The sequence below is a fragment of the Actinophytocola gossypii genome, assembly GCF_025165815.1.
In the GTDB taxonomy this organism is placed as follows: domain Bacteria; phylum Actinomycetota; class Actinomycetes; order Mycobacteriales; family Pseudonocardiaceae; genus Actinophytocola; species Actinophytocola gossypii.
This window is the reverse complement of sequence record NZ_JAFFZE010000015.1, coordinates 334320-357885: the sequence shown is the minus strand read 5'-3', so window position 1 is coordinate 357885 and position 23566 is coordinate 334320. Positions and strand designations below refer to the sequence as shown.

General features: G+C 72.0%; 21 protein-coding genes. 13 read left to right on the top strand and 8 right to left on the bottom strand.

The features are described from left to right. Window positions 1-152 precede the first annotated feature (152 nt). From JT362_RS20575 to JT362_RS20520, 12 genes are all read left to right on the top strand, one after another. Window positions 153-2462, top strand: a complete 2310-nt coding sequence (locus tag JT362_RS20575) for a sensor histidine kinase (RefSeq protein ID WP_260193083.1) — start codon at window positions 153-155, stop codon at window positions 2460-2462. Beyond that, on the top strand, window positions 2459-2875 hold the full coding sequence (locus tag JT362_RS20570) for a roadblock/LC7 domain-containing protein (protein ID WP_260193082.1): 417 nt from the start codon (window positions 2459-2461) through the stop codon (window positions 2873-2875). The genes JT362_RS20575 and JT362_RS20570 overlap by 4 nt, the downstream gene beginning before the upstream one ends. Before the next feature lie 14 nt (window positions 2876-2889). Continuing rightward, window positions 2890-3381 (top strand): DUF742 domain-containing protein, encoded by a 492-nt coding sequence (locus tag JT362_RS20565; protein WP_260193081.1) that lies wholly within the window; start codon window positions 2890-2892, stop codon window positions 3379-3381. A gap of 44 nt (window positions 3382-3425) precedes the next feature. After that, window positions 3426-6098, top strand: coding sequence for a fibronectin type III domain-containing protein (locus tag JT362_RS20560; protein WP_260193080.1), 2673 nt, complete (start codon window positions 3426-3428; stop codon window positions 6096-6098). 26 nt (window positions 6099-6124) lie between these two features. Next, entirely contained in the window at window positions 6125-6958 is an 834-nt protein-coding gene (locus JT362_RS20555) for a patatin-like phospholipase family protein (protein WP_260193078.1), read from the top strand. 276 nt (window positions 6959-7234) lie between these two features. Further along, complete coding sequence (locus tag JT362_RS20550; RefSeq protein ID WP_260193077.1) at window positions 7235-9601, top strand: ATP-binding protein; 2367 nt, start codon at window positions 7235-7237, stop codon at window positions 9599-9601. After that, window positions 9598-10023 (top strand): roadblock/LC7 domain-containing protein, encoded by a 426-nt coding sequence (locus tag JT362_RS20545; protein ID WP_260193076.1) that lies wholly within the window; start codon window positions 9598-9600, stop codon window positions 10021-10023. Before JT362_RS20550 ends, JT362_RS20545 begins: the two co-directional genes overlap by 4 nt. Then, window positions 10020-10388, top strand: a complete 369-nt coding sequence (locus tag JT362_RS20540) for a DUF742 domain-containing protein (protein ID WP_260193075.1) — start codon at window positions 10020-10022, stop codon at window positions 10386-10388. The genes JT362_RS20545 and JT362_RS20540 overlap by 4 nt, the downstream gene beginning before the upstream one ends. Next, window positions 10366-11007: a GTP-binding protein gene (locus tag JT362_RS20535; protein WP_260193073.1), complete on the top strand. Its 642-nt coding sequence runs from the start codon at window positions 10366-10368 to the stop codon at window positions 11005-11007. The genes JT362_RS20540 and JT362_RS20535 overlap by 23 nt, the downstream gene beginning before the upstream one ends. Window positions 11008-11015: 8 nt before the next feature. Beyond that, window positions 11016-11774, top strand: coding sequence for an MHYT domain-containing protein (locus tag JT362_RS20530; RefSeq protein WP_260193244.1), 759 nt, complete (start codon window positions 11016-11018; stop codon window positions 11772-11774). Between the two features lie 35 nt (window positions 11775-11809). Further along, window positions 11810-12946, top strand: coding sequence for an NAD(P)/FAD-dependent oxidoreductase (locus tag JT362_RS20525; protein WP_260193242.1), 1137 nt, complete (start codon window positions 11810-11812; stop codon window positions 12944-12946). A 34-nt stretch (window positions 12947-12980) separates the two neighbouring features. After that, window positions 12981-14000 carry a MerR family transcriptional regulator gene (locus tag JT362_RS20520; RefSeq protein ID WP_260193071.1) on the top strand — a complete coding sequence of 340 codons (1020 nt, stop codon included), beginning with the start codon at window positions 12981-12983 and terminating at the stop codon, window positions 13998-14000. Here the strand turns inward: JT362_RS20520 and mctP are convergent. Beyond that, the gene (gene mctP, locus JT362_RS20515) at window positions 13997-15628 is read right to left on the bottom strand and encodes a monocarboxylate uptake permease MctP (RefSeq protein WP_260193069.1); all 1632 of its coding nucleotides are present in this window, start codon (window positions 15626-15628) and stop codon (window positions 13997-13999) included. The two genes, JT362_RS20520 and mctP, sit on opposite strands and share 4 nt — an antisense overlap. Further along, complete coding sequence (locus tag JT362_RS20510) at window positions 15628-15909, bottom strand: DUF3311 domain-containing protein (RefSeq protein WP_260193068.1); 282 nt, start codon at window positions 15907-15909, stop codon at window positions 15628-15630. Before JT362_RS20510 ends, mctP begins: the two co-directional genes overlap by 1 nt. A gap of 80 nt (window positions 15910-15989) precedes the next feature. Here JT362_RS20510 and JT362_RS20505 point away from each other — a divergent pair, with 80 nt between their 5' ends. Beyond that, window positions 15990-16949 (top strand): alpha/beta hydrolase, encoded by a 960-nt coding sequence (locus JT362_RS20505; RefSeq protein WP_260193066.1) that lies wholly within the window; start codon window positions 15990-15992, stop codon window positions 16947-16949. On the opposite strand, the gene JT362_RS20500 is transcribed toward JT362_RS20505, so the two are convergent. The 6 genes from JT362_RS20500 to JT362_RS20475 form a co-directional block, all read right to left on the bottom strand. Continuing rightward, window positions 16946-17971, bottom strand: a complete 1026-nt coding sequence (locus JT362_RS20500) for a LacI family DNA-binding transcriptional regulator (protein WP_260193064.1) — start codon at window positions 17969-17971, stop codon at window positions 16946-16948. The two genes, JT362_RS20505 and JT362_RS20500, sit on opposite strands and share 4 nt — an antisense overlap. After that, window positions 17962-18873: an ABC transporter ATP-binding protein gene (locus tag JT362_RS20495; RefSeq protein WP_260193063.1), complete on the bottom strand. Its 912-nt coding sequence runs from the start codon at window positions 18871-18873 to the stop codon at window positions 17962-17964. The genes JT362_RS20500 and JT362_RS20495 overlap by 10 nt, the downstream gene beginning before the upstream one ends. 120 nt (window positions 18874-18993) lie before the next feature. Beyond that, complete coding sequence (locus JT362_RS20490) at window positions 18994-19941, bottom strand: ABC transporter ATP-binding protein (protein WP_260193062.1); 948 nt, start codon at window positions 19939-19941, stop codon at window positions 18994-18996. Further along, on the bottom strand, window positions 19941-20831 hold the full coding sequence (locus JT362_RS20485) for an ABC transporter permease (RefSeq protein WP_260193061.1): 891 nt from the start codon (window positions 20829-20831) through the stop codon (window positions 19941-19943). Before JT362_RS20485 ends, JT362_RS20490 begins: the two co-directional genes overlap by 1 nt. Then, a complete protein-coding gene (locus JT362_RS20480; RefSeq protein WP_260193060.1) occupies window positions 20828-21820 on the bottom strand; it encodes an ABC transporter permease in 993 nt (330 codons plus the stop codon). Before JT362_RS20480 ends, JT362_RS20485 begins: the two co-directional genes overlap by 4 nt. Before the next feature lie 4 nt (window positions 21821-21824). Further along, window positions 21825-23555: an ABC transporter substrate-binding protein gene (locus tag JT362_RS20475; RefSeq protein ID WP_260193058.1), complete on the bottom strand. Its 1731-nt coding sequence runs from the start codon at window positions 23553-23555 to the stop codon at window positions 21825-21827. Window positions 23556-23566: the final 11 nt, after the last annotated feature.

Below are 23566 nucleotides of genomic sequence, written 5' to 3'. Positions count from 1 at the left end.
GAATCCGCCGGTATACCGGAACCTTCTTTCCCATCGGTGTACCACGGAGCGTGTACGTCCGGTGGCGTAATCAGCTCTTGTACTGATTGTCACCGTCTCCCTAAGTTTGTGAAAATCATCGATCCGGGCCGTCGCGCCAGGAGGTAGCACTCGTGAACCGGGCGTGGGCAGCGGTCGCCCAGTGGCGGAACTGGCCGCTGCTGGTCAAGTTGGCGGCGGTGCTGGTGGTTCCGGTCGTCGGCGCGCTGGTGCTCGGTGTGCTGCGGGTGAACGCGGACGTCGAGCTCGCCGAGTCCTACGACGAGATCGAGCGGGTGGCCGCGCTGCGGGTCGAGCTCGGCCGGGCTCTCGAGGCGATGCAGGACGAGCGCAACGAGGCCGCCCGCGGCGGCGAGGACCTGACCAGGTTCGCGAACCTCACCGACTCGTCGGTCGACCTCGCCCAGGCCGCCCTGCACCGAGCGCCCGACCTCGGCCGGAACGCGACCGCGCGGCACGCCAACGTGCTCGGCGCACTCGCCCTGCTCCCCTACGTCCGCGACCGGGTGGCCGAGGGCGGCGACCCGGCGGTGATCCTGAGCTCCTACAACGCGGTCACCAACGCGGTGCTGGAGTTCGACCGCGCGCTCGTCGGCCGTTTCCCGGACGAGCGGCTGGCCAGCACGTCGATCGCGCTCAACGAGCTGCAGGCGGTGCGCGAGCAGGTCGGCGTGCAGCACGCGGCCGGGCTGCTCGGCATGCGCGACGGCCGGCTCTCCCCCGGCGAACGCGAGCTGATCGTCGAGGCGGACATCCGGCTGGAGGAGAACCTGCGCGACTTCCGGGCGGTGGCCCCGGAACCGCTGCGCGCGCTGTACGAGTCCACGGTGGCCGGCAGCGCGGTGGCCGACCGGAAGCTGCTGGTCGGCGCCGCCGACTCGGCCGCGCCCCGGTTCACCCTGACCGAGTGGGACGCGGTGTCCACCGCCACCGCCGGGCTGATGAACCGGGTCAGCGAGGGCGCCGCGGCCGACCTGCGCGCCGAGTCGCGGCGGCTCGCCGACAGCGTCAGCGACCGGGCCGGCGCGGAGTCGGTGCTGCTGCTGACGCTGGTGCTGCTGGCGGCCGGCATCGGCGGCGGTCTCGGCCGGTACCTGCTGCGCTCGCTCGGCACGCTGCGCCGCACGGTGCTCGACGTGGCGTCCAACCGGCTGCCGGCGGCGGTCACGGCCATCCGGTCGGGCGAGTCCGACGGCGTGCACATCGACCCGGTGCCGCTGCGCACCACCGAGGAGTTCGGCCAGCTCGCGCGGGCGTTCGACATGGTGCACGAGCAGGCGGTGCGGTCGGCGGGCGACGAGGCGGAGCTGCGCAGCGACCTGTCCAACATCTTCCTGAACCTGTCCCGGCGCAGCCAGGGCCTGGTGGAGCGCCAGCTCAAGCAGCTCGAACAGCTGGAGCAGAAGGCCGACGACCCGGAGCAGCTGGCGAACCTGTTCCGGATCGACCACCTCGCCACCCGGATGCGCCGCAACAACGAGAACCTGATGGTGCTCTCCGGCGCGGTGCTTGGCAGGCGGTTCACCGAGCCCGTCCCGTTGTCGGACGTGCTGCGCGCCGCGGTGTCCGAGGTGGAGCACTACCAGCGGGCGCTGGTTCGGTCCGCGCCCGGCGTGCGGATCGTCGGCTACGCGGCGGGCGACCTGATCCGCTCGGTGGCCGAGCTGATCGAGAACGCCACCACGTTCTCCCCGCCGGACAGCCAGGTCGTCGTGGAGAGCAGGCTGGACGCGGACGGCTCGCTGCGGGTGGAGATCCTGGACCAGGGCGTCGGGATGGCCGACGCGGAGCTGCGTGAGGCCAACGAGCGGGTCGCCGCGGGCGGCGGGGTCGACGTGCCGATCTCGCGGCAGATGGGCCTGTTCGTGGTCGGTCGGCTGACCGCCAAGCACGGCGTGTCGGCGAGCCTGCGCCGGCGCGAGGACCAGGGCCTGTGCGCGTCGGTGCACGTGCCGGCCGGGCTGGTGGCCGGCCCGGCGCCGGTGCCGATCCCCGCGCCCGGCCCCGCCCCGGAACAGGAGCGGTCCGGCAACGTGGCCGGCCGGCTGGAGCTGGCCGGGATCCACGTGCGCGTGCCCGAGTTCCCGTCGGCCCGCACCCCGGCGTCGATCCTGTTCACCGCGCACACCCCGGTGGACGCCCTGCCCGCGTCCCCCGCGCCTCCGGCCGCGGACGAGTTCACCTGGCTGCGTCGCCCACTGCGCGGACCGGCACCGGGACCGCCGCCCACGCCGCCGGCCCAGCCGACGGCCGGCGCGGACGGCCTGCCGAAACGGGTCCCGAAGGGCCAACTGCTCGTGCCGAGAACGGGTGGGCCGCCGCCGGGCGCACCGGCGAAACGGGACGCCGCGCGAGCCCGCGGCTTCCTCAACGGTTTCCAGGCGGGAGTCCGTGACAGCAGGAACCGGAAGGAGGAGGCGTGACCGTGACCGATGAGTCGCATCTCGGACAGTTCGGGTGGTTGGTCGACAACTTCGCCGAGAACACGCCAGGGGTGGCGCACGCCGTGGTCGTCTCGGTCGACGGGCTGCTGCTGGCCGCGTCCGCCCGGCTGCCGACGGACCGCGCACAGCAGATGTCCGCGATCGCGGCCGGGATGGTGAGCCTGAACCTGGGCGCGGCCAAGTGCCTCGGGGCCGAGCGGGTGGTGCGGTCGGTGGTCGAGATGGACCACGGCGCGCTGCTGCTGACCTCGATCAAGGACGGCTCGTGCCTGGCGGTGCTCGCGGTGCGGGACTGCGACATCTCACAGGTGGCCTACGAGATGACGGTGCTGGTGGACCAGGTCGGGCAGATCCTGACGCCGCAGCTGCGGGCGGCGCTGGTCGCCGGCTGACGTGGGCTGCTGACGTGGGCACCACCGACGAGCCTGAGGAGCTGACCTTCGCCGACGTCCTCAACGGGCTGTCCAGGAGCCCCAGGACACACGAGGAGACCCGGGCGCCCGCGCCGGCCCCGGCCCGCCGGCGGGCCGACCCGGTCGAGGTCACGGTGGACGCGGCGGCGATCGTGCGTGCCTACGCCTGGACCGGCGGCCGCACCCGCTCGACCGCCCAGCTGGCCATCGAGACCCTGATCTCCACCACCCGGCGCGCGGAGGCGGTACTGGACGGCCTGCGCAGCGAGCACCAGGCGGTGGCCCAGCTGTGCCGGCGGTCGAAGTCGGTGGCCGAGATCGGCGCGCTGCTGTCCCTGCCGATCGGCGTGGTGCGGGTGCTGCTGGAGGACATGGCCGCGGCCGGCCTGGTGACCGTGCACGAGACCAGCACCGGCCCGGACGACCGGCCGGACGTCGAGTTGCTGCACCGCGTCCTGCGCGGCCTGACGAACCTGCGGACGTGACCACTGCACCGAACGGCGGCTAGGCACACCGTCACCGGCGTGCCATGATCTTGCCGCTCGCCGCGGGGACCGAGCCGTACCGGCAGATCGGTTTCCATGGGGGGCTCGTGCGCGTCGTTCTCGGTGTCCTTGTCGCTGTCCTGGTCGCTGTTCTCGTCTCGGCGGTCCTACCGAACACGGTGCCCGGCGCGGCGGCGGAGCAGGCGGCCGACCTGCCCGGCGCCGCCTACACGCCGCTGGCGTCACCGACCCGCGTCCTCGACACGCGCACGGCGCTCGGTGGGCATCCGCGACCGCTCGGCGCCGGGGAGACGATCACCGTCGACGTGCCGGGGCTGCCCGCCGACGCGACCGCGGTGGTGGTCAACCTGACCGGCACGAACGGCACCGCGTCGACGTACCTGAGCGCGTTCCCGAACCAGTTCGCCGGCACCTCGACGCTGAACCTGGGCGCCGGCCAGACCGCGGCCGCCTCGGCGTTCGTCACGCTCGGCCCGGACAACACCATCAGGATCCTCAACCGGAACGGCACGGTCGACGTCGTCGCGGACCTCGTCGGCTACCTCGCCACCAGCACCGGCGCCACGTTCACCTCGGCCACCTCGCCGACCCGTGTGCTCGACACCCGCACCACGGTCGGCGGGCATCGCGGGTCGGTCGGTCCGAACGAGCAGCTGACCCTGCGGGTCCGTGGCGCGGGCGGGGTCCCGGCGAACGCGACGGCGGTCGTGGTCAACCTGACCGGCGTCGGGCCGACGACGAACTCCCACCTCGTGGTTACCCCCGACGGGCGGACGGGCACCTCCGCGCTGAACCTGACCCGGGGCGAGACCAGGGCCAACCTCGCGGTGGTCGGCATCGGCGGCGACGGGGCCATCCGGATCAGGAACTCGGCCGGTCACGTACACGTGCTGGCGGATGTGCAGGGCTGGTTCGCGCCCGGCTCCGGCGGCCGGTACGTCGCGCTGCCCGCGCCGGAACGCGTGCTCGACACCCGGCAGGACGGCGGCCCGCTCGACGGCCGCACCACCAGGACCGTCTCGTTCGCCGACGCCGGCGTGCCCGCCGACGACCGGGTCGCGGTGCTGTTCGGGCTCACCGGGGTGCGTGCGAGCAACGACACCTACCTGACCGCGTGGCCGAGCGGCCGGGCCAGGCCGAACGCGTCGAACGTGAACCTGGGCGCGGGCGAGACCGTGGCCAACGCCGCGATCAGCGCCACCCCCGAGCTGTCCGTGTTCAACAACTACGGCCGCACCGACGTCCTGGTCGACGTGGCCGGCTACTTCTACACGCCGAGTTCGTCCAACCCGACCGCGCCGGGTGCGCCCGCGGTGACCCGGGTGTACGACGCGGGCGACCGGGTCGGCGTCGAGTGGACCGCGCCGGCGGACGACGGCGGGCTGCCGATCACCGGCTTCACGGTCACCGCGCGGCCCGGCGGCCTGGACGTCGCCCTGGACGGCGACCGGCGGCGGATCGAGCTCGCCGGCCTGCACCCGGACGTCGACTACCGGATCACCGTGACCGCGACGAACCACGCCGGCACGAGCCCGCCGTCGGCGGAGTCCGCCCTTGTGTCGCCGTCGGCGATGACCCGGATCGACACCGACGAGACGGGCTTCCCGGACCAGGCCGCGCACGCGTCGTTCGAGCAACTGTCCGGCAACGGGCGGTACGCGGTGCTGTGGTCGCGCAGCGACAGCTACCTGGTGCCGCAGCCGCACCGGAAGTTCACCGACGAGGAGTACCTGCTCCGCAAGGACCTGCAGACCGGCGAGATCGTGCTGGCCGGCGCGCGACCGGACGGCAGCGCGCTGCACGCGAACCGGCAGATGGCGATCAGCTGGGACGGCCAGACGGTCGCCTACGCCAGCAACAGCTACGACATCGGCTCCCCGCCGAGCACGCTCTACGTGCACGATCTCGTCGCCAGGACCGTTCGCGTGATCGCCACCGCGCCTGCGGACACGATCCCGGCCGACCTCACCCTGTCCAGGGACGCACGTTGGTTCTCCTGGGTGTCGAGGCCCCAGTCCGGCGAACAGGCCGTCTACCGGCACGACCTGCTCGCCGGGCGCACGGAGACGGTGCTCGCCTGCCCCGACTCGACGTGCGGCCTGTTCAGCGAGGACACCGCCCTGGACGGACGAACCTTCCTGATCGACTACCGGCCGGCGGGAGGTTCCGGCTTCCAGCCAACGCTGGTGGACGCGGACACCGGTGCCCTGCGAGCGCTGCCCGCCGACGGGTACGGCCTCGGGTACACCCTCAGCGGTGACGGCCGGTGGGTGTTCTACGCGGTCGGATCCGGCTGTCCGAGCTGTGGCGACGGCGGCTTCGCGCTGAAGAAGGTCAGCACGTCGCCCGGCTCGACTCCGGTGACGCTGCGGACCTGGACGAGCCCGACGTTGTGGAGTGTGGCCCCGAGCAGCGTCAGCCACGACGGCTCGCTGATCGGTTTCCTCCGGCAGACCGGGGAGGGCGGACAGTGGTACGGCGCGGCACCCGGGTTCCTGTTCGACCAGGCCACCGGGCGGGAGATCCTGATGCCGGCGCCGCGGTCGGACGCCTACGTGCGCGCACCGGTGATCAGCTCGGACGGCGGCTTGGCGGTGCTGCAGGAGGGCTGCTTCTGGGGCGAGTCGTGCGAGCCGATCGGCGAGTACCTGATCTCGCTGCCGGAGCTGCCGTCGGCCACGTCTGAACCGCGCTGACCCGCGGCGCGAGGCATCATGGGCGAATGACACGCGCACTGGTGCTCGGCGGCGGTGGGATCACCGGGATCGCCTGGGAATGGGGGATTCTGGCGGGGCTCGCGCGGGCGGGCGTCGACCTGGGGTCGGCGGATCTGGTGGTCGGCACGTCGGCGGGGTCGGTGGTCGGGGCGCAGGTCGCGGCCGGGTTGGACGCCGACGAGCGGTACGCCGCGCAGCTCGAGCCGCCGGACGGGGAGGTCGCCGCGGCGATGGGGCCGGCGGTGCTGCTGCGGTACGGGCTCGCGATGGCCGGGCCGAGGACGCCGAAGGCCGTCCGGGCGCGGATCGGGCGGATGGCGCTGCGTGCGAACACGGTGCCGGAGGCGGAGCGGGTCGCGGTGATCGAGTCGCGGCTGCCGGTGCGGGACTGGCCGGAGCGGGCGCTGCTGATCACCGCGGTGGACGCGGAGTCCGGCGAGTTCCGGGCGTTCGACCGGGACTCCGGTGCGCCGCTGGTCCGGGCGGTCGCGGCGAGTTGCGCGGTGCCCGGGGTCTGGCCGCCGGTGACGATCGACGGGCGGCGGTACGTCGACGGCGGGATGCGCTCCGGCTCCAACGCCGACCTCGCCGCCGGGTACGACCGCGTCGTGGTGCTCTCGCCGCTGCCGCGCGGCATCGGGCACATGACGCCGGCCGCGACCCAGGTGGAGGCGCTCGCCGCGCGGTCGCGGGTCGAGCTGGTCAGCCCGGACCGGGCCGCGCTCGCGGCGATCGGACGGAACGTGCTCGATCCGGCGAAACGGGCGGCGGCGGCGCGTGCCGGTCTCGCTCAGGCCGATTCCGTACTCGCGCGAATTCGCTCCGTATGGAATGAATGAACCGCGACACCACTAATCACTCTGCAATTTGCAAAAATGGCGGGCGGTTACTTTCCCACCATTGTTTGACGTGTGCACATGTGAAACTTCGTCATGAGTTCTCTTGACTTTCGCGATCGCCTGGACTTTCATCGCAAATGAATCCGCGCATCGGGGTGAAACAGCGCGTTCGAGCATGCGCGAAATGGGGAACTTGCGGTGCCGGATCCCGTTGTAGGAGACACTGCTGCCACCTGGCACGTCGCCGGCTGGAGCTTGCGGTCGAAAGTGGCCGTCGTGCTCGTGGTGCCCGCGGTGGTCGCCCTCGTGCTCGGCGGCGTCCGGGTGCGGGGCCAACTCGACGACGCCAACCGGCTGAGCACGGTCCGTGACCAGCTCGCCGTGCTCACCGAGGCGGTCACCCTGTCCGACCTGGTCGCCGACGAGCTGGTGAGCGCGGTGACCGCCACCGACGGCCGGGGGCGCGCGGCCGTCGACCGGCAGGTCAACGCCGTTCGGGACGCCGCCGACTTCGCCGGGCTGCCGGCGTCCGTCGACCGCGACCTCGGCGACGCGCTCGGGCGCCTGGACGCACTGCGCGAACAGACCGGCGATCCGGTCGCGCTGGCGTCCGGCTACCGCGCGGTGCTCGCCTCGCTGGCCGAGCTGGTGCCGGGTGTGGTGTCCCTGGCCCGCGACGAGGACCTCGACGACCGGGCCGTCTCGGTGCGGTCGCTGCTGCTGTTGCGGGCGGCGCTCGCCGCCGGGACCGCGCTCGTCGGGTCCGGTGTGGACGGCCCGGGCCGGGCCGAGGTCGTGGCCGCCGCGCAGGACGCCGCCGCCGAGGAGGCGGTACTGAGTCGACAACTCGCCGTCGACCTGCCGACCGAGGACGCCGCCGCCGTCGAGAACGCGACCAGGGGAGCGGCGGACCGGCGGGCCACGCTCCGGTCAGCCGGTGGCCGGGGCGCCGCGCTGGCCGGTCTGGTGCCCGGGCTGGACACCGCGTCCGCCGCCGTGCACGGGCTGCTGCTGGAGGTGTTCGGCGACCTGTCCGACACCGTCAGCACCCGCACCAACGAGGCCCGCTCCGACGCGCTGCGCGACGCGGCGGTCGTGCTCGGCGCGCTGCTCGCCGCCCTGGCGGTCGCGCTCACCGTGGCCCGGTCGCTGCTCGCGCCGCTGCACCGGCTGCGCACCGCGGCGCTGACCGCCGCCCACGAGCAGCTGCCGGCGACGGTCGAGCGGGTGCGTGCCGGGGAGCGTGTGGACTACCGGTCGGTGGCCCCCGTGCCGGTGCACACGCGGGAGGAGATCGGCCAGCTCGCCCGCGCGTTCGACGACATGCACCGGCAGGCCGTGCGGCTGGCCGGCGAGCAGGCCGAGCTGCGGCTGCAGGTCAGCGAGATGTTCATGACGCTGTCCCGGCGCAGCCAGTCGCTGGTGGAGCTGCAGCTCGGCGTGATCGAGGAGCTGGAGGCCGACGAGCAGGACCCGCGGCGGCTCGCCGGGCTGTTCCGCCTGGACCACCTCGCCACCCGCCTGCGCCGCAACGGCGAGAACCTCCAGGTGCTCGCCGGCGGCACGCCGCCTCGGCGCGGCAACCGGCCGGTCGGCGTGGTCGAGCTGCTGCGCGCGGCGACCTCGGAGGTCACCGACTACCAGCGGGTCACCCTGGGCAACGCGCCGAACGCCTCGGTGCGCGCGACCGGCGCGGCCGACCTGGTGCACATCCTGGCCGAGCTGCTGGAGAACGCGACCCGGTTCTCCCCGCCGGACCGCAAGGTCGTGCTCACCGCCGACCGGGGCGCGCGCGGCGGCCTGCTGTTCGAGGTCGTCGACGGCGGACTCGGCATGGCGCCGGACGACCTCGCCGCCGCCAACGAACGGCTCGCCACGTCCGACGCGGTCGGCCCGGAGACCACCCGCCGGATGGGCCTGTTCGTGGTCGGCCAGCTCGCCGCGCGGCACGGCGTCACCGTCCGGCTGCGGACCACCCACGAGTCGGCGAACCGGGCAGGCGTGACCGCGAGCGTCCACGTGCCGGCCGCGCTCGTCATCGCCGACGGCACCCCCGACCCGGCACCCGTACCGGCGATGGCGACCATCGGCGCCGGGCTCGGCGACGCCGAGCTCCCACTCCCCCAGCCCGCCGCCAACGGGCACACCGTCGACTGGTTCACCCCAACACTCGAGGCGACCGACGAACCCGTGGCCTGGCCACCCGCCGAGCCGGCCCCGCACCCGCCCGAGCCCCGCCCGGCCGAATCGGTCACCGGCGCCTTCGCCACCCCACCACCGACATCCGCCGAGCCGATGGGCGCCACCACCACCGAAACGCTCGGCACACCACCACCGACATCCGCCGAACCAATGGGCAGCACCGCCACCGGACCGCCGAGGCCCGCCACACGGGCCGAGTCGACCGGCACGTTCGGCACCCCGCCACCGACCTCCGGCGATCCGGTGGGCACCACCGCCGCCGGGCTGCCGATGCGCCGGCCCGGCGGGCAGGCGGTGCCGGCGCGGCAGGCCGGGCGGCCCGACGAGCGCGGGGTCGACTTCCGCGACCCCGAGACGATCCGCAACAACCTGTCCCGGCACTACAGCGGCATGCAGGCCGCCCGGCGCGCCAGGCAGGAGACCGAGGGGAGGGGCTCATGACCACCGAGAGCACCGCGTCCGAGCCGTCGCTCGGCTGGCTGGTGTCCGCGTTCACCCAGGAGGTTCCCGGGGTGACGCACGCCGTGCTGGTGTCCGCCGACGGCCTGCTGGTCGCCGCGAGCGAGGGGCTGCCACGCGACACCGCCGACCAGATGTCCGCGCTGACCGCCGGGCTGTCCAGCCTCACCGTCGGCGCGGCCGACCTGTTCGCCGCCGGCCGGGTGGTGCAGTCGGTGATCGAGCTGGAGGGCGGGTTCCTGCTGCTGATGAGCGTCGGCGACGGCTCGCACCTCGCCGTGCTCGCCTCGCCCCGCTGCGACATCGGGCTGGTCGGCTACGAGATGACCCTGCTCGTCGACCGCGTCGGGCGGATGGTCGAGACCCCGGCCCGCAAGCCGTCACCCACTCGTTCACTGCCGTGAACACTGCCGTGAACGGGGACGGGCCGGCGCTCGCCCGGCCGTACTCGTGGACCGGGGGACGCACCGAGCCGGCCGTCGAGCTGGCGGTCGAGGCCAGGGTGCGGACCACGGCCAGGGGCGCCGCCCTGCCGCAGCGCCGCGCGAGTGCACAGTGGACGGTCACCCAGCTGTGCCTGCGGCCCCGGTCGGTGGCCGAGCTCGCCGCGCACCTCGGCGTGCCGCTCGGCGTCGCCAGGGTGCTGGTGGCCGACCTGCTCGCCGACGACCTGGTGACGGTCCAGGCCACACTCACCCACGACGCGGACGCCGACGAGCGCCGCGACCTGATCGAGAGGGTCCTCAGTGGACTTCGAACCGCTCGCTGACCCCGCCCCGCGGATCACCTCGGCCAAGATCGTCGTCGCCGGCGGGTTCGGCGCCGGCAAGACGACGTTCGTCGGCGCCATGTCCGAGATCGTGCCGCTGCGCACCGAGGCGCTGATGACCAGCGCCAGCGTCGGCGTGGACGAGCTGGCGTTCGTCAGCGGCAAGGTCGCCACCACCGTCGCGATGGACTTCGGCCGGATCACCCTCGCCGAGGACCTGGTGCTGTACGTGTTCGGCACTCCGGGCCAGCACCGGTTCTGGTTCATGTGGGACGACATCGTGCGCGGCGCGATCGCCGCCGTGGTGCTGGTGGACACCCGCCGGCTCGCCGACTGCTTCGGCTCCATCGACTACCTGGAGTCGCGCGACATCCCGTTCCTGGTGGCGCTCAACCGGTTCGACGGTCGGCTCGACCACGCCGTGGCCGACGTCCGGGAGGCGCTCGCGCTGCCCGAGCACGTGGCGATCATGCCGTGCGACGCCCGCTCACCGGACTCCGCGCGGGAGGTCCTGATCGCCGCGAGTGAGCACGCGCTGTCCCGGCTGGCACCGCCGAAACCGGCGCACGGCCTGCCCAAGCGTCCCGTCCGTCGTCCCGTGGAGAGGACCGTGCGGTGAACCACGACATGCAGCACTTCGCCATGGGTTCCTGGTTGCTGTTCTTCGCCTACGCCACCTCGGTGGTCGGGTCGACCGTCGGGCTGGCCTGCACGCTGCAGGCGCGGCACGCGTCCGGGCGGGCGCGCCTGGGCTGGCTGGTGCTCGCCGCGGTGTCGATCGGCGGCGTCGGCATCTGGCTGATGCACTTCATCGCCATGCTCGGCTTCGCCACGCCGGGGATGCCGGTGCGGTACGACATCGCCCGGACGGTGCTGTCCGCGGTGCTGTCGATCAGCGCGGTGTTCGGCGGGCTGGTGGTGTTCGGGGTGCGTGCCGGGTTCTCCCGGTGGCGGCTGCTGGTCGGCGGGCTGATCATGGGGCTCGCGGTGAACCTCATGCACTACACCGGCATGTGGGCGGTCCGGATCAAGGGCACCATCGGCTACGACGGTGGTCTGGTGCTGCTGTCGGTCGTGATCGCGGTGGTGGCGGCGACGGCGGCGCTGCTGTTCACCGTGGTGGTCGACCGGCTCGCGCTGCGCGTGGCGGCCGGGCTGGTGATGGGCGTCGCGGTCACCGGCATGCACTACACCGGCATGGCCGCGGTCCGGGTGACGATGGACCAGGCCGCGCCCGACCCGGCCGGCGTGGAGGTGTTCAGCTTCCTGTTCCCGGTGTTCGTGCTCGCCGCGGCGGCGCTGGCGGTACCGATCAGCGCGGTCCTGATGGCCCCGACCCGCCGGGCGCGGGCGCCGCTCCCGGCGCTCCAGACGTCTTCGACCTGACCTGAGCCGGCCCCTGGCACGATGGCGGCGTGAGCATGGGACGGATCGCCGTGGTGGGTGCCGGGTTGGCGGGGCTGCGGACCGTCGAGCGCCTGCGCCGGCTCGGGCACGCCGGGCCGGTCACGCTCGTCGGCGCCGAGGAGCATCCGCCCTACGACCGGCCGCCGCTGTCCAAGGCCGTGCTGGCGTCACCGGAGGCCGCGCGGCCTCCCCTGCGCGAGGAGGACTACGCGGCCCTGGACGTCGACCTGCGGCTCGGGACGCACGCGACCGGGGTGGACGGCCACCGCCTGCTGCTGTCCTCCGGCGAGGTGGAGTTCGACCGGCTGGTGGTGGCCACAGGGGTGCGGCCGAGGCGTCCGGCGGTGTTCGACGGCTGGTCGGGCGTGCACGTGCTGCGCGACTGGGCCGACTGCGTCGGTCTGCGTACCGCGCTGGCGGCGGGCCGGTCGCTGGTGGTGGTCGGCGCCGGGGTGCTGGGCTGCGAGGTCGCCGCGACCGCCCGCGGCCTCGGGCTGGACGTCTCGGTGGTGGAGCGGCTGGCCCACCCGCTGCCGCTCGGCCCCGCGGTCGGCGCGCACCTGGCCGCCCTGCACCGGGCCAACGGGGTGACGCTGCGCTGCGGCGCGGAGGTCACCGGGCTCAAGGGCGACGGCCGGGTGGCGGGCGTCGAGCTGGCCGACGGCACCGTGCTGCCCGCCGACGTGGTGGTGGTCGCCGTCGGGTCCACGCCGAACACCGAGTGGCTGTCCGGATCGGACGTCCCGGTCGACGACGGCGTGCTGTGTGACCGGACCGGCCGCACCGCCCGGCCCGACGTGTGGGCGGCCGGCGACGTGGCCCGGATGCCGCACCCGTGGCGGGCCGGCACCGTCCGGTTCGAACACTGGACGGGCGCGGTCGACACGGCCGGGCTCGTCGCGGCGAACCTGCTCGCCGACGAACCGAAGCCGCTGGCCGCGGTCCCGTACTTCTGGACCGACCAGTACGGCCTGCGCCTGCAGGCCATCGGCCTCCCGGACCCGGCCGACGAGTTCGAGGTGGTCCAGGGCGCCGTCGAGGACGGGAAGTTCCTGGCCCACTACCGCCGCGACGGCGTCCTCACCGGCGCGGCCGCCATGGGCATGCCGGGGCCGCTGGCGAAGACCCGCCGCCTGATCGGCACTGGTTGACTCTCAACCCACTTGAGACGCCAGAGTGGGGGTCGTGAACGACAACCAGCTGTACCCGATCGGGGACGTGGCGCGGCGCACCGGGCTGAGCGTGAGCGCCATCCGGTTCTACGCCGACGCCGGCGTCGTCGAACCCACCGGCCACAGCGAGGGCGGCTACCGGCGGTACGACGTGCACGCGATCGCCCGGCTGGAGCTGGTCCGCACTCTGCGTGAGCTGGGCGCGAGCCTGGACGACATCCGAGGGCTGCTCGCCGACGAGACGCCCCTGCACGACCTGGCCACGACCCACCTGGCGATCGTCGAGAGCCAGCTGCGTCAGCTGCGTGCCCGGCGCGCCGTGCTGCGCACCATCGTGAACCAACCCACCGCGACCGAACAGGTGACCCTCATGCACGACCTCGTGTCCATGTCGGACGACGACCGCGAGCGGCTGCTCGACCAGTTCTGGGACGAGGTCACCGACGACCTCACCGTCCACCCGGCCTTCACCGAGCACCTGCGCGGCATGCGGCCCGCCCTGCCCGAGGATCCCACCACCGAACAGCTCCAGGCCTGGATCGAGCTGGCCGGCCTGGTGCGCGACCCCGCCTTCCGCGACGCGGTCCGCCGGTTCTTCCACGACTCCTTCGCCTCCCCCAGGGCCGTCGACCTGACCTCGCCGTCGAGGCTGGCGCGGCTGGCCGAACACCAGCGGATCGAGGCGGAGGCATCGGAGGCCCAGCGGTCCGGCCTGTCCCCGGACTCCCCTCGGGCCCGCGAGATCGCCGAACGCCTGCTGGCCTCGGTCGCCGACCTCGCCGCCGACTACCTCGGGGAGCCGCTCGACGAACACGCCCGGGACGAGCTGCGGCGGACCATGACCGACCCCGACCCGACCAGCACCGCTCACCAGCACGCCGACCGGGCTGTGTCCGCGTTCACCGGGGTGCTCGGCACCTACCTGTCGCTGACGGCCACCATCACCGGCACACCGGACCAGGACCAGATGGATACGGGGGTGAGCGAGGAATGGCTCGCCGCCGCACTCGCCGCGCCGGGCGGCGGTGACTAGGACCCGATCGCGCGCAGCTCCTTGTCGTGCTCGTCGACGTGGTAGTCGGCGTCCACGGTGGCGTCCACGCCGTTGGAGACCTTCGTCCGGCGGATCACCAGGGTGACGACCACCGCCACCAACAGGTTCGCCACCAGGGCGACGAAGCCGACGTAGATCTGCACCTGCGAACCCGCGAACGGCTGCCAGCCGAACAGGTTCAGCTTGTCCAGTGCCAGCGCGGACCCGCCGAAGTGCGCGCGCCCGGACGCCGGGTTCGGGATGTCGTAGAGCAGGATCATGCCCCAGCCCAACCCCACGACCCAGCCGGCGACCAGCGCCCACCGGTGCAGCCAGCGCGTGTAGAGCGCGATCGCCACCGCCGGCAGCGTCTGCAGGATGATCACGCCGCCGATCAGCTGCAGGTCGATGGCGTACTGCGGGTCGATGAACACGATGAACGCGACCGCGCCGAACTTCACCACCAGCGACGCCAGCTTGGCCTGCTTCGCCTCCTGCGCGGGTGTCGCGTCCCGGTGCACGTACTCCTTGTAGACGTTGCGCGTCCACAGGTTCGCCGCCGCGATCGACATGATCGCGGCCGGCACCAGTGCGCCGATGCCGATCGCGGCGAACGCGATGCCGGCGAACCAGGACGGGAACTCGGTGTTGAACAGCTCCGGGATGATCGTGTTCGAGTCGGGCCGGCCGGTCGCGTTGTTGACGATCGGTGTCGTGCCGGCCGCGATCGCGGCGAAGCCGAGCAGTGCCAGCATCCCGAGCAGGAACGAGTACGCCGGCAGCGCGGACATGTTGCGCTTCAACACGTCCCGTCCGCGTGAGGCCAGGATTCCGGTGACCGAGTGCGGATACAGGAACAACGCCAGCGCCGAGCCGAACGCCAGCGTGGCGTACTGCAGCTGGTTGGTCGGACCGAGCAGGACGCCGTCGGCCGGCGACGGGGTCTCGGCGAACTTCTCCCCCGCCGCGTCGAAGATGCTGCCCCAACCGCCCAGCTTGGCCGGCAGGTAGATCACCGCGACCAGGATCACCACGTAGATCAGGATGTCCTTGACGAACGCGATCAGGGCGGGTGCGCGCAGGCCGGACTGGTAGGTGTAGAGCGCCAGGATGACGAACGCGATCAGCAGCGGCAGGTGGCCGAGGAACCCGGCGCCGTTGAAGCCCATCGACCGCAGCACCGCCTCCAGACCGACCAGCTGCAGCGCGATGTAGGGCATCGTGGCGACGATCCCGGTGATCGCGACCAGCAGCGCCAGCAGCGACGAGCCGTAGCGGCCGCGCACGAAGTCGGCCGGGGTGACGTAGCCGCGTGCCCGCGACACCGACCACATCCGCAGCACCGGCAGGAACACCAGCGGGTAGGCGATGATCGTGTACGGCAGCGCGAAGAAGCCCATCGCACCCGCGCCGAACAGCAGCGCGGGCACCGCGACGAACGTGTACGCGGTGTAGAGGTCGCCGCCGATCAGGAACCAGGTGATCCACGACCCGAACTTGCGGCCGCCGAGACCCCACTCGTCGAGGTGGTCCAGCGAGGCCGCCGCGCGCCAGCGGGACGCCACGAAGCCCAACACCGTGACCAGCAGGAACAGCAGCGAGAAGACGATCAGCTCCACCCACTGCATCAGCGCACGCTCCCCTCGTCGAGCTCGTCGACGTCCGGGCCGTCGTCGGGCGGCGGCACCGTCCTGGCGGAGCGCGTCATGCGGTAGACGAGCAGCGTCGACAGCACACCGAGCAGGATGATCACGAACTGGAACCAGTAGAAGAACGGCAGCCCGATCAGCTCGGGCTCGGTCTGGTTGTACAGCGGCGTGAACAGAGCGATGAACGGAAGGAGCAACAGCAGGTTCCACGGGTTGAACACCAGACCCGTGACCCGGCTCCCCGACTTGTCCGACGTCATCGGCGCACCTCGAGGTGATCGGCTACGGAGAAGATAATGCCGTACGCAAGGCGTCGCACAACCCCCACCGGAGGTCAGGCATGCGTTCCAGAGCCCTGTTGGTCACCTTCGTCCTGTTGTTCGGTTTACTGCTCACCCCGACCGCGACCGCCACCCGCGACGGCGGCGCGCGGGTCGTCCACACCGAACGGCTCAGCGACCGGCTGATCGAGCTGACCGTGCGGTCCGAGGCGGTCGGCCGCGACGTCGGCGTGCGGCTGCTGCTGCCCGCGGACTGGGACCGGTTCCCGCGCCGCGAGTGGCCGACGCTGTACCTGCTGCACGGCTGCTGCGACGGCGACACCGGATACCGGTCGTGGACGGACAGAACCGACGTCGAGCAGCTGACCGCGGACAAGGACGTGCTGGTGGTGATGCCGGAGGCCGGTCCGGTCGGGTTCTACTCCGACTGGCTGTACGGCCCGGCCTGGGAGACGTTCCACCTGCGCGAGCTGCGGCGGCTGCTGGAGCACCGGTACCGCTCGGGTGACGACCGGGCCGTCGCCGGCCTGTCGATGGGCGGGTTCGGCGCGCTGTCGTACGCGGCCAGGCACCCCGGCTTCTTCGAGGCGGCGGCGTCGTTCAGCGGCGTGGTGCACACGACGTACAACGGCGCGGAGAGCACGTCGCTGGTGCAGGGCCTGGTCGAGGGCGCGGGGCACGACCGGGACGCGCTGTGGGGCGACCCGGTCGCCGACGCGCGGACCTGGGCCAGGCACAACCCGTACGACCTGGCGAAGCGGCTGCGCGGGACCCCGGTGTACCTGTCGGCCGGTAACGGTCAGCCGGGACCGCTCGACCCGCCGGACGCCGCGCCGGACGGGCTGGAGGAGCTGCTGGGCGAGCAGTCGGTGGCGCTGGCCGCGAAGCTGCGGTCGGCACACGTTCCGCTGTGGACGGACTTCTACGGCCCGGGCCGGCACGCCTGGCCGTACTGGGAGCGCGCCCTGCACCGGTCGTTCCCGATGCTGGAGCACGCCATGTGCGGGTGGCGCTGCTAGGGATTCACCGGACGGGCCGTGCTGCCCCGGACCACCAGCCGGGGCGGCTGGCTCTCGAAGTCGGTCACCTGCTGGCCGTCGAGCAGGGCCAGCAGGTGCTCGGCGACGTGCCGGCCGTAGGCGGTGATGTCCCGGTCCACCGCGGTCAGCGGCGGGTGCACGATCTCGCACAGCACCGAGTCGTCCCAGGCCATGATGGACAGCTCGCCCGGCACGTCGACGCCCATCTCGTGCGCGACCGACACGCCGGCCACCGCCATCACGTCGTTGTCGTAGACGATCGCGGTCGGCGGGTTCGCCGAGGACAGCAGCCGGCGGGTGACCTGGGCGCCCTGGTCGGGGGTGTAGTCGGTGGTGACCGTCGTGGACTCCAGGCCGAGCCGGGCGGACACCTCGTCGAACGCCTGGGTGCGCAGCTCGGTGTGCAGCATGCCGGCCACCCCGGCGACCCGGGCGATCCGCCGGTGCCGCAGCGCCGCCAGGTACTCGATCACCACGACCATCACACCGGCGTCGTCGATCCACACGCCCGGCAGGCCGCCGTGGTGCCCGGGGCCGCCGACGACGATCGCCGGCAGCCGCAGCTCCTCGAGCACCGCGACGCGCCGGTCGTCGCGGCGCAGGTCGATCAGGATCACGCCGTCCACCCGGCGTTCGGCCCACCAGCGCCGGTAGGTGGCGATCTCCGTGTCGTGGTCGGCGACGACCTGGAGCAGCAGCGCGGTCTGGCTCGCCGCCATCGCCGCCTCCATGCCGGAGATCAGCTTCATGAAGAACGGCTCGATCCCCAGCGTCTCCGGCGAGCGGGCCATCACCAGGCCGAACGCGCCGGACCGGGCACCCGACAACGCCTTCGCCGCGCTGTTGGGGTGCCAGCCCAGCTCCAGCGCCATCCGCAGCACCCGCTGCCTGGTCGACTCCGACACGCCGGGCTGGCCGTTGAGGGCGTAGGACACCGCGCCCTTGGACAAGCCGGCCTTCTCGGCGATGTCGGCGATCGTCACCCGTTTCGTCACACGCATTCCCGCTCGTCGTTCCCTGCGAAGCATGCCACGAGGTGATCGTCCCCCACCTCGGCGAGTGGCGGTCCGCCGCCGGGGTGGACGGCGTGGTAGCGGCACGGACCGGGGTCGAGGTCCTCGTCGGACCAGCGGATGCCCAGCCGCGGCACCGACGCGAGCAGCGTTCTGGTGTACGGGTGGACCGGGTCGCCGAACACCGCCGAGGTGGCGCCGCACTCGACGACCGAGCCGCGGCGCAGGATCACCGTGCGGTCGGCGAGGTAGTTGCCCAGCGACAGGTCGTGGGTGATGAACAGGACCGCCAGGCCGCGCTCCTTGAGGTCGGCGAGCAGGTTCAGCACGTCGATCCGGGTGGAGGCGTCGAGCATGCTGATCACCTCGTCGGCCACCAGCAGCCGGATGTCCAGCAGCAGCGCGCGGGCGATCAGCAGCCGTTGCAGCTGGCCGCCGGAGAGCTGGTGCGGGTACTTGTCGAGCACCTGGTCCGGGTTGAGGCTGACCGCACTCAGGGCGTCGTCGACCCGGCCGCGCCACTCGACGTCACCGGTGCCCGGGAAGTAGACCTGCCGGATCATCGTGAGCACCCGGTCGGCCTTGAACACCGGGTTGAACGTGCTGAACGGGTCCTGGAACACGCCCTGCGCCGCCCGGTAGTACTCCTTGAGCGACCCGCGGCGCAGGGTGGCGATGTCGGTGCCGTCGAAGGTGATCGTGCCGCTGGTCGCGCGGGTGAGGCGCAGGATCATCCGGCCGATCGTCGACTTGCCACTGCCGCTCTCCCCGATCAGCGACACGACCTCGCCCGGCCGCAGCTCGAAGCTCACGTCCCGCACCGCGTGCAGGTCCTTGCGGGCCAACGCCCCCACCTTGTAGGTCTTGGACACCCCGTCGAGCCTCAACATGCTGTGCTCATGGTTCGCTCCGCTCGGTCGCTACACGCCGTCTTCCCTCGTCGCGTGCTCGGCGCTGGCGCGCCTGCGCGCGCTCCTCAGTCCAGCCGGCGCACGCTCCCGCCCTCCCGCTCACGACGCCCTCCAGCACGCGACCGAGTGGCCGGGTTCGACCTCGACGAACGGGGGCTGTTCGGCACACCGGTCGAACGCCACCGGGCACCGGTCACGGAACCGGCAGCCGGGCGGGGGCGGGCGCAGGGACGGCGGGCCGCCGGGGATGCCGGTCAGTCGCTTGCCGGCGTACTGGACGCCGACCTCGGGCAGGGCGGCGATCAGCGCGCGGGTGTAGGGGTGCAGCGGGCGCTCGACGATCACGTCGGTGGGTGCCTTCTCGGCGAGCTTTCCGGCGTACATCACCAGGATCGTGTCCGCGATCTGGTACACCAGCGACACGTCGTGGGTGATGACGATCATCGCGTGCACGAGGTCGCGGTCGCGGAAGCCGGCCAGGGCCAGTGCGACCGCCCGCTGGGTCGACACGTCCAGCGCGGACGTGACCTCGTCGGCCACCAGCAGCTTCGGGTTCAGCAGGGTGGAGATCACCATGACCATCCGCTGCTTCATGCCGCCGGACAGCTCGATCGGGTACCGGTCGAGCACCTCCCGGTCGAGGCCGACGAGGTCGAGCCTTCTGTCCAGTTCGGACCGGACGGTGTCGAACCGGATGCCGCGCGAGGTGACCAGTTCGCGGATCATGGTGCCGATCCGGCGGGTCGGGTTCATCGCGCTCATCGCGTACTGCGGCACGATCGAGACGTCGTTGAACCGGAACGCGTTCATCCGGCCGTCGTCGCCGATCGGCAGCTCGGTGCCGTCGAGGGTGACGGTGCCGCCGACGTGCCGCATCCGCCCGTCGAGCCGGATCAGGCTCTTGCCGAGCGTGGTCTTGCCGCTGCCGGACTCGCCGACCAGGCCCATGATCTCCCTGTCCGCCACCGAGAAGCTGACGCCGTCGAGGGCCCGCACGTCGCCGCGCAGCGTCCGGTAGTGGACCCGCAGGTCGTCCACGTGCAACATCAGGTCTCCCGCAGCTTCGGGTTGAACACCTCGTCGAGGCCGACGTTCATGATGTAGAGCGCGCCGACGACCGAGGTGATGCCGAGTCCCGGTGGGACGAACCACCACCACATGCCGAGGTCCATCGCGCTCCACTGCTTGGCGTGGTTGAGCATCAGGCCCAGCGAGACGCCGTCGGTCGGGCCGAGGCCGATGAAGTCGAGCGTCGCGGCGAACAGCACCGAGCCGCCGAACAGCAGGATGAACACCATGAACAGGTAGGAGGCCATGTTCGGCGCGATCTCGCGGAACACGATCCGCCGCACCGGCGCGCCGGACAGCCGGGCGAGGTCGACGAACTCCCGCGCCCGCAGCGAAAGGGTCTGCGCGCGCACCGCGCGGGCCACCCACGGCCAGGAGAACAGGCCGATGATCAGCGCCTGCACCTCGATGTTGCGCACCTCGAGGTACGCCGCGATGATCATCAACACCGCGAGCACCGGCAGCACCAGCACGACGTTGGTGATCATCGTGAGCACCTCGTCGACCAGCCCGCCCCGGTAGCCGGCGGTGAACCCGACGACCATGCCGAGCACACCGGCGATCAGCGCAGCGACCGTGCCGACGAAGAACGTCGCGCGCAGCCCGTGTACGAACTGCGCCAGCACGTCCTGCCCGAACGTGGTGGTGCCGAACCAGAACTCCCCCGACGGCCCCGCTCCCGGCGGCCCGACGTAGGCGAGCGGGTCGTCGGTGGTGAACCACGGCCCGGTGAGGGCGACCAGCAGGAACACCAGCACCACCACGCCCCCGCCGACGAGCTTCCGGTTCCGCCGCGCGAAGAACAACGCCTCCCGGCCCGTACCGGATGCGGTGAAGGCGTCCTTCGTCGCGCTCGGGTCGTCGCTCACGCGCCACCACCCATCCCCGCCCGCGTCCGCGGATCCACCAGCACGTACACCACGTCGATGATGAAGTTCGCCACCAGCACCCCGATCACGATGAACAGGAAGATCCCCTGCAGCAGGAAGAAGTCGCTCGACTTGATCGCCTCCAGCACCAGGTAACCCAGCCCCCGGTAGTCGAACACGATCTCGGTCACCACCGCCCCGCCCACGATCACCCCGAGCTGCAACGCCAACCCGGTGATCTGCGGCAGCATCGCGTTGCGGAACGCGTACCGCCGCACCAGCTTCCCCGGCGCCCCGAGCGCTCCGAGGTAGTGCGCGTAGTCCGACTCCAGCTCGTAGATCACCATGTTCCGCATCCCGATCGCCCAGCCCCCGAAAGCCACCAGGAACAACGACAGGAACGGCAGGAACCAGTGGCTGACCAGGTCGGTGACGAACACCCACGACCACTCCGGCCGCAGCGACGCGCTGAAGGTGCGCCCCACCGGGAACAGCCCGGCGACCTTGCCCAGCGCCCAGGCGAGCAGGATCGCCAGCCACATGTACGGCGTCGCGGTCAGCACGTACCAGATCGGCAGCACCGTGTTGTCCAGCACCTTCTTGCGGGCCGCGTAGGCGCCGAACTTGTTGCCCGCCCACCAGCTCAGCAGGATCGCCGGGATCAGCAGGCCGAGCGTGTACGGCACCGCGGCCACGATGATCGAGCTCACCGGCTGCGGGAACGCCCACAGGCTGACCCCGAGGTCGCCGGTGAGCAGCCCACCCCAGAAGTTGAGGTACTGCTGCCACACCGGCACGTCGAACCCGAACAGGCTCGAGTAGTACTCCCGCATGGCGGCGACGCCCTCGGGGGTCTGCATGCCCGCCCGGGCGACCATCCTGCTGACCGGGTCGCCCGGCATGAACCTCGGGATGAGCCAGTTGATCGTCACGGCCACGAAGAACGTGAGCGCGTAGATCGCCAGCTTGCGGCCGAAGTACCGTCCCATGCCGCTACTGCTGCTCGGCCGGCCGCAGCTCGGTCAGCATCCTGATCGCGCCGCGCTGCGGGTAGCCGCGCCACATCGACGGCAGGTAGCCGGGTGAACCCTCCTCGGCGGACGGCCAGTTGGTCCACACGGTCTCGTTCGCCTGCGACCAGAGGCCGTTGTACCAGAGCGGGATGATCGGCAGCTCGGTCAGCTGGATCCGCTGCAACTGGGAGATGATTCCGTTCATCCCGTCCAGGTCGTCGATCCTCGTGGCGTCGAGCTGGTTGACCAGGTCCCACGCCCGCTGGTTCTCGTAGCGGCCGTAGTTGACGGTGGTCTGCTGCTCCTGGACCGGCAGACCGAAGACGTACTCGTAGTACCGCCACGGTGTGTTGTCCATCTGCCGTTGGTTGTCCAGGATGATGTCGAACTCGCCGCTCTCCCGCATGTCCTGCACCACGGTGTCGGCCGGGGTCTCGGAGACCAGGTTGATCCCGGCCGCCTCGGCGCCCTCGGCGATCACCCGGGCGGCCTCGTTCCAGTCGGTCCAGCCGGACGGGGTGGCGAGCGTCAGCTCCAGCGGGGAGCCGTCCTTGTTCTCCACCAGACCGTCGCCGTCGGTGTCGCGGTAGCCCGCCTGGTTCAGCAGCCGCTTGGCCTCCCCGGTGTCGAACGAGAAGCCGTGTTGGCCGACGACGTTCCGGTCGATGTACTCGTCCCAGATCGGCAGCAGGCCGGTCGGGTCGGCGGCGGAGACGATCCTGCCGTAGACCGAGTTCACGATCGTGGCGGTGTCCACCGAACTGGCGAGCGCGCGCCGGAACGCCGGGTCGTTCAGCGGCGCCCTGGTGGTGTTGGGGATCATCCAGGTCGTGTTCGCCGACAGCATGTACGGCGGCTCGGCGAAGTAGGTGTGCAGCTGGTAGCCGCCGTCCACCAGCGAGGCGATGCCGGGCAGGAAGTTGTTGGACAGGTCGACGTTGCCCTCGAGCAGCTGGCCGAGCGCGGCCTCGTTCGAGGTGTTCACCAGGTCGACGACGTAGCGCGGCGCGACGTCGAGGTCGAGCGCCTCGATGGCCCACCAGTCCTCGTTCCTGACCCAGACCTGGCGGTCCTGGTCGTGCGTCTCGTACAGGTACGGGCCGGAGCCGACCGGGTTCTCGTTGGCGCCGGCGGTGACGTCCTCGTCGGACTTGTCCGCCCACAGGTGCTCGGGCACGATCGGGTTGAAGTAGACCCAGTTCGCCCACTGCTGGTAGCGCGGGTCGGCGAAGGTGAACCGGGCGGTGCGCTCGTCGACGGCCTCCGCGGAGTCCAGGTAGTCCCACAGGTTGTGGTACGGCACCTGCTCGATCTGGCCCAGCTCCACGGTGAACACGACGTCCTCGGCGGTGATCGGCTCGCCGTCGGTCCAGGTGAGGCCCTCGCGCAGGGTCACCTCGTAGGTGGTGTCGCTGGTCCAGTCGCCGCTCTCGGCCAGCCACGGCTCGTACTCGTCGGTGAGCGGGTCGTAGAGGAACAGCGTCTCGTAGACCAGGCCGACGGTTCCGGTGGCGTAGGTCCAGTTCATGATCGGGTTCCAGTTGGACGGTGGGCCCCACTGGGTTCCGCTGGTGAACAGGGTCTCCGCCCTCGGGTAGCCGCCCCCGGCGTCACCACCCGACCCCGCGTTCGGGCCGTCCGCGCCCGTGCAGGCGGCCGCCGTCAGGCCGGCGGTCAGGAGCAGGACCAGGAACCTCGACCGGTGTCGCATGGTGTTCTCCT